Annotated in this window: 5 protein-coding genes; 1 reads left to right on the plus strand and 4 read right to left on the minus strand. The window is 64.7% G+C overall.

All coding sequences use genetic code 11. From position 1 onward, the window contains the following. Positions 1–36: 36 nt before the first annotated feature. Complete coding sequence (locus tag BLV07_RS15580) at positions 37–1422, minus strand: M20 family metallopeptidase (protein WP_091887051.1); 1386 nt, start codon at positions 1420–1422, stop codon at positions 37–39. Between the two features lie 265 nt (positions 1423–1687). On the opposite strand from BLV07_RS15580, the gene BLV07_RS15585 reads away from it, so the two are divergent. After that, on the plus strand, positions 1688–3067 hold the full coding sequence (locus tag BLV07_RS15585; RefSeq protein WP_091887053.1) for an LLM class flavin-dependent oxidoreductase: 1380 nt from the start codon (positions 1688–1690) through the stop codon (positions 3065–3067). A gap of 147 nt (positions 3068–3214) precedes the next feature. Here BLV07_RS15585 and BLV07_RS15590 read toward each other — a convergent pair whose 3' ends face one another. From BLV07_RS15590 to BLV07_RS48320, 3 genes are all read right to left on the minus strand, one after another. After that, a complete protein-coding gene (locus BLV07_RS15590) occupies positions 3215–4876 on the minus strand; it encodes a thiamine pyrophosphate-binding protein (RefSeq protein WP_091887055.1) in 1662 nt (553 codons plus the stop codon). A 250-nt stretch (positions 4877–5126) separates the two neighbouring features. Then, positions 5127–5630: a GFA family protein gene (locus BLV07_RS15595; RefSeq protein ID WP_091887057.1), complete on the minus strand. Its 504-nt coding sequence runs from the start codon at positions 5628–5630 to the stop codon at positions 5127–5129. 183 nt (positions 5631–5813) lie between these two features. Next, a partial coding sequence (locus tag BLV07_RS48320; protein ID WP_210187796.1) for a transposase occupies positions 5814–6114 on the minus strand: 301 nt, incomplete at its 5' end.

Here is a 6114-nt window from a genome sequence, read left to right on the forward strand (position 1 = left end):
CCGGATTAGAATGTAACTTTCGGCTGGATCAAAGGCTCAGGTTAACGGCGCCGGCAACTCGCCGAGATCCCAGAACAGCCCGGCCATCACCGTCAAGGCCTCTTCGGTCAATGGCAGCAGGATGTGCTCATTGGGCGCATGCTGGGAGCAGCCGGGATAGGAGTGCGGCACCCAGATCGTCGGCAGGCCCAGGATCTCGGAGAACACGTCATTGGGCAGCGAGCCGCCGAAATTCGGCAGCACCGCCGGCGCCTTGCCGGTGGTCTCCTGTGCCGAATCCGCCGCCCATTTGATCCAGGGGCTGTCGAAGTCTGTGCGCGATGCAGCAAAACTCTGGGCCGCCCGCACCTCGACCATCGGAAAACCCCTCGCGACCAGATGCGCGCGGATGGCATCGATCAGGCCCTCGATCTTGGTCCCGACCACGAAACGCAGTTGCAGCACGGCATTGGCATGGCCGGGAATGGCGTTCGCCGGCTTCTCGATATTGCCCGAGGACATCGCCAGCACTTCCAGCGTGTTCCAGGCGTAGAGCCGTTCGGCCGCCGTTAGTCCATCCTCGCCCCAATTCTCAGCCAGCGCCGGCTCGTCCGCGGTCGGCACCACCTGCACGTCGGCGAGATAGCTGCGGATCTGGTTGGTGAGCCGCGGCGGCTTCAGTGCGTCGAGCTGGAGGCGGCCGTGGCCGTCGACCAGCGTGGAAATCGCGTTGACCAGGATGGTCGCGGGGTTGGCGAGCACGCCGCCCCAATTGCCGGAATGGTGGCCGCCATCACGCAGGTTCACGTCCAGATGGATGCGGATGCCACCGCGGCAGCCCAGAAACAACGTCGGACGGTCGGCGGACAGGCGCGGCCCGTCGGAGGCCATGAACAGATCGGCCTTGAGCGCGTCGCGATTGAGATCGCAGACCTTACCGAGATCGGGCGAGCCGATTTCCTCGCCCATCTCGACGATGAATTTGGCGTTGAAGCCGAGCTTGCCGCCTCTCGCCTCCCGCACTGCGCGGAGCGCCGCCATGTTGATGCTGTGCTGCCCCTTGTTGTCGGCGGTGCCGCGGCCATAGAGGCGCGTGCCCGCAACCGTCGTGCGCCAGGGATCGCGGCCATCGCGCCACTCCCCCTCCATGCCATCGACGACGTCGCCATGACCGTAGATCAGCACGGTCGGCACTGAGGCACTCTCGTGGTGCTCGGCAAACAGGAACGGCGCCTTGCCGCTCGGGGATTCGACGATGCGGCTGGTGAAATCAAGCGCAGCAAAGGCCGGCTGCATTTCCTGTTCCAGATAGGCGCGCAGCTCAGTGCCGCGCGACGGATTCTGGCTCTCGGTCCGATAAGCGACGCGGCGGTCGAGCTCGGTGAGGAACGCACCGGATTTGAAATCCTCACGGGCGCGGGCGATGGCGTCGGCTCTGGTCATGACTTGCTTTTCGAGGTTTTGGGACGAAGGACATTACCCGAGACGGGCGGGACTTCGAAAGTGGCGGGGACGTCGATAGTTCTTGGAGTTCTCTTGGGATTTCGTTCTTGCTCTCTTGAGATCGGCTTGCCAAGCGCGGCAGCGCTACGGATTTTGGCCTTGCCAAGGCCGAGACATCCAAGTCTAGGATATGCAAGAACTTCGCCAAATTCGGGCGCACGTCTACCATTCGAAGAGTGCTCAGTACAGAGTGCCGAGGGACATCATGGCCAAGCAGATCCGGCTCAACGCCTTTGCGATGAATTGCGTCGCACACCAGTCACCGGGCCTGTGGACCCATCCGCGCGACCGCACTGCCGACTATAACCGCCTGCCCTACTGGATCGATCTCGCCAAGACGCTGGAGCGCGGCCGCTTCGACGGGCTGTTCCTGGCCGACGTGCTCGGGGTCTACGACGTCTACGGCAACAGCCCTGACGCAGCCTTGCGCAATGCGGCGCAGACGCCGTCGAACGAGCCGCTGCTGCTGCTCTCGGCGATGGCGGCGGTGACGCAAAATCTCGGTTTCGGCGTCACCAGCAATCTGTCCTTCGAGCCGCCCTACCCGTTCGCACGGCGGATGTCGACGCTCGATCACCTCACCGAGGGGCGGATCGGCTGGAACGTGGTCACCGGCTATCTCGACAGCGCCGCGCGCGGCGCCGGCAAGGACAAGCAGACCGGGCATGACGACCGCTACGACATCGCGGACGAATATATGGAGGTCGTCTACAAGCTCTGGGAAGGAAGCTGGGAGGACGACGCTGTGCTGCGGGATCGCGAGCGCGGCATCTTCACCGATCCCACGAAAGTGCATCGCGTCAATCATGAGGGGGCGAACTACCGCATCAACAACACCATTCACCTCAGCGAGCCCTCGCCGCAGCGCACGCCCGTGCTGTACCAGGCCGGCACCTCGCCGCGCGGCCGGCAGTTCGCGGCAAAGCATGCCGAATGCGTGTTCATGTCGGGACCGTCGGCCAAGGTGATCGCGCCGCGCGTGTCAGCAATCCGGCAGGAGGCCGCTGCGCTCGGCCGCAACCCGGCCGAAATCCTGATGTTCTCGATGATGACGATCATCCTGGGACGGACGGAAGCCGAGGCGAAAGAGAAATACGCCGACTATCGCCGCCACATCAGCCCGGAAGGCGCGCTGGCGCTGATGTCGGGGTGGACCGGCGTCGATTTCTCCGGCTACGACCTCGACCAGCAGGTGCGGCACGTCCAGAATGACGCCGGCCGCAGCGCGATGGACAACGTCACCCGTGCCGACCCCGACCGGGTCTGGACCGTGCGCGACGTCATCGAGCATGTCGGCATCGGCGGCGCCGGCCCGGTCGTGGTCGGCACGCCGGAGATGGTTGCCGACAAGATCGAGCAGTGGTTCGAGGCGACCGACGTCGACGGCCTCAACGTCGCCTTTGCGGTCTCGCCCGGCGATTTCGAGGACATCGCCGACATGCTGGTGCCGGAGCTGACGCGGCGCGGACGATACAAGGCGGACTATGCCAAGGGTACGCTGCGGGAGAAGCTGTTCGGCGCCGGCCGTGCGCGGTTAGGTGCGCCGCATCCGGCGGCGGGGTATCGCGTGGGGAACAAGGGGTAGCCACCACACACTCGGTGTCATGCCCCGGCTTGACCGGGGCATCGAGTACGCCGCGGCTTCTCCGTAGACAACAGCTGTCTCTGGAATACTGGATCGCCCGGTCGAAGCCGGGCGATGACACTGAGTGTGTGGGAACTCGATCGCGTCTCAAACCTTCCCATCCACCATCACCTCGATCAGCTTCGTCCCCGGTCGGCCGAACGCTGACGCCAGCGTTGCCTTCAGCTCCCGCGGATCGCTCACCCTAATCGCCTCGCAGCCCAGCGCCTTCGCGATGCCGGCGAAATCCACCGGCGGATCGACGAAATCCATGCCGACGTAATTGTCATCGCCATGGAAGGCAAGCAGGCGCTGCTTGATGATACGGTAGCCGCCATTGTTGGCGATGACGACGTTGAGCGGCAGCTTGTGATGCGCCGCCGTCCACAGCGCCTGGATCGAATACATTGCGCTGCCATCGCCGGAGAAACACACGACGGGGCGATCCGGATTGGCGATGCTGGCGCCGACCGAGGCCGGCAGGCCCCAGCCGATGCCGCCGGAGGCGAGGCCGTGATAGCCGTAGCGATCGCGGTGCGGACGCAGGCTCGTGATCTGGCGGCTGGAGGTGAGCCCTTCGTCAACGAGAATGGCATGGTCGGGCATGGCCTCGACCATTTGCAGCACCAGAAAGTCCGGATCGATCGGCGTGCGGCCGGCACTCTTGCTGATCTGCTCGATCAGCGCGGCGCGGCGCGCTGTCCAATTCTTCGGCGCAAGCTCGGCAAGACGTTGCCTGGCGCGGCTCGCGAGCGTTGTGCCGCCCAGCTCCTTCAGCACGGGGATCAGCGCGCGCAGCGTTTCCTTCAAATCCGCCTTCAGCGCGATCTCGGCGCCGTAGTTCTTGGCGATCTCCCAATCCGCGAGACCGATCTGCACGATGCCGAGACCATCCGGCAGCGCAACGACCTCGCTATGGACCGACATGCGCAGGGGATCGCCGCCAAGCGCGATCAGGAGATCGTAGGGCGCGAGCGTATCGCGCGCCGCCTTCTGAACCCGCGCCAGCGTGCCGACGAAGCTCGGGCTCTCCGAGAGGAAGTGCGAACCATAGGGCGTCGAGGATTGATACGCGGCGGCGCCGAGCAACTCGGCCAATTCAGCCGCTTCCTTCAGCGCATCACTCTTGACGACCTCGTCCATGGTGACGATCACAGGACGCTCGGCTTTCAGAAGCCGCGCAGCAAAGGCCCTGAGCGCCTCATCCGGTGGTTTGGTACGCGCGTCGATGCGGGTGGAACGGCCGAGATCGATGCCGGCCTCGCTATTGAGGATGTCGCCAGGCAGCGAGATGAACACGGGGCCGGTCGGCGGCGTGGTCGCGACCTTGGCAGCGCGGCGCACGATGCGCGGCAGGTCCTCCAGCCGCGTCACCTCGACCGCCCATTTCACCAGCGGCTCGGCCATGCGCACCAAGGGACCGTACAGCACCGGCTCCATCAGGCCGTGGCCCTGCTCCTGCTGGCCGGCGGTGAGGATCATCGGCGTGCCCGTGAACTGCGCGTTGTAGAGCGAGCCCATCGCGTTGCCGAGGCCTGGCGCGACATGGACATTGCAGGCGACGAGCTTTCCGGAGGCGCGGCTGTAACCATCGGCGATCGCCACCACCAGGCTCTCCTGCATCGCCATCACATAGGTGAGATCAGGATGGTCCTTCAGCGCGTGCATGATCGGCAGCTCGGTGGTGCCGGGATTGCCGAACAGATGCGTGATGCCCTCGTCCTTGAGCAACGCGAGAAAGGCGGAGCGGCCGGTGATCTTGTTCTTCATGTTTCCTCCAGGAGCGGACGTTGCCGCAAGGACGGGAGCATGATGACCGAAGTCTTGGGAGGCGCGCAAGGAAGTGCGGTCATGGCTGCGTTGCGTGCGACGATCTCGTGTCCCGGACGCGACGCAGCGCGCAGCGTTGCGGCGCAGAGCCGGGACCCAGATTTGTGCGGAGTTCGCCGATGCGTGGGCCCCGGCTCAGCAGCGCATCACCGAAGCGGTGCTGCGCTGCGTCCGGGGCAGGAGGGCGCAGCTACATCTCGTCGCGCCCGAGTTCGAACGGGTCCTCGCCACCCGCGCGCTTCTTCTTTTTCGAGCGTTGCCAGACCACGCCCGGAAAGCCTTTGAGCGGCACCAGCGGCTCGCCGGTATAGGCCCACTCCTGCAGCTCTTCGATCGCGATGTGATAGAGTGGCTGGCGGCCGGTGCGCTCGTTGAACAGCGCGCGGGGGATATTGACCATGTGCGGCCCGCGCGGGCGCTCATAGGCGATCGGCGTGCCGCAATGCGAGCAGAAGCTGCGAGTGGTCTTGGTGGCCTTGTCTTCATAATGCGTGAGCGCGGCCTTGCCAGCGGTGATGCGAAAGCGCTTTTTCCAGCTCCCGACATAGGTCGCGTAGGCCGCGCCATGGGCGCGGCGGCTACTGGCAGAATGATCGTGCCAGGCCCAGCGCGCGGGCACGTCGATCTCGAAGCTGACCTTGCCGCACAGGCATTGGCCGGTGGCGATTCCTGCAGCGGCTGCGGCTTTGGCCATGGGGATTTCTCTCCGTCGTCATTGCGAGCGTAGCGAAGCAATCCAGACTGCCTCCGCGGAAAGATTCTGGATTGCTTCGCTGCGCTCGCAATGACGGAATATGTGATGCGGTCGGAGCCACGCAATAACTCCGTAGCCCGGATGGAGCGAAGAGAGTGGGCAAGAATTGTGTTTCGCCCCTGATTATATGGCGTAGCCGAGGGTCGGGCGTATTTTTGCTTGGAAGCGCGGTGCCGTGGCTTGTAGGCGGGTGACGGCGTTAAGCAGCCAGAACGCCCAATGTGGATGGCAATTGGCCAGATAGGCCATGAAGCTGTCGATTCCGAGGATGCTCAATACGCGGGAGAAGTTGTAGCAGAGCGCCATCAGGCTCCATTCGCCGCGCACCTTGTCGAAGCCGCGGACGAGGAAGTGGCGGTAGCCCGCCCGGCATTTGAGGGTGCCGAAGGGGTGTTCGGCGAGTTCGGCCCGGCGGCGCATCTGC

The organism is Bradyrhizobium sp. Rc2d (assembly GCF_900099855.1).
Lineage (GTDB): Bacteria > Pseudomonadota > Alphaproteobacteria > Rhizobiales > Xanthobacteraceae > Bradyrhizobium.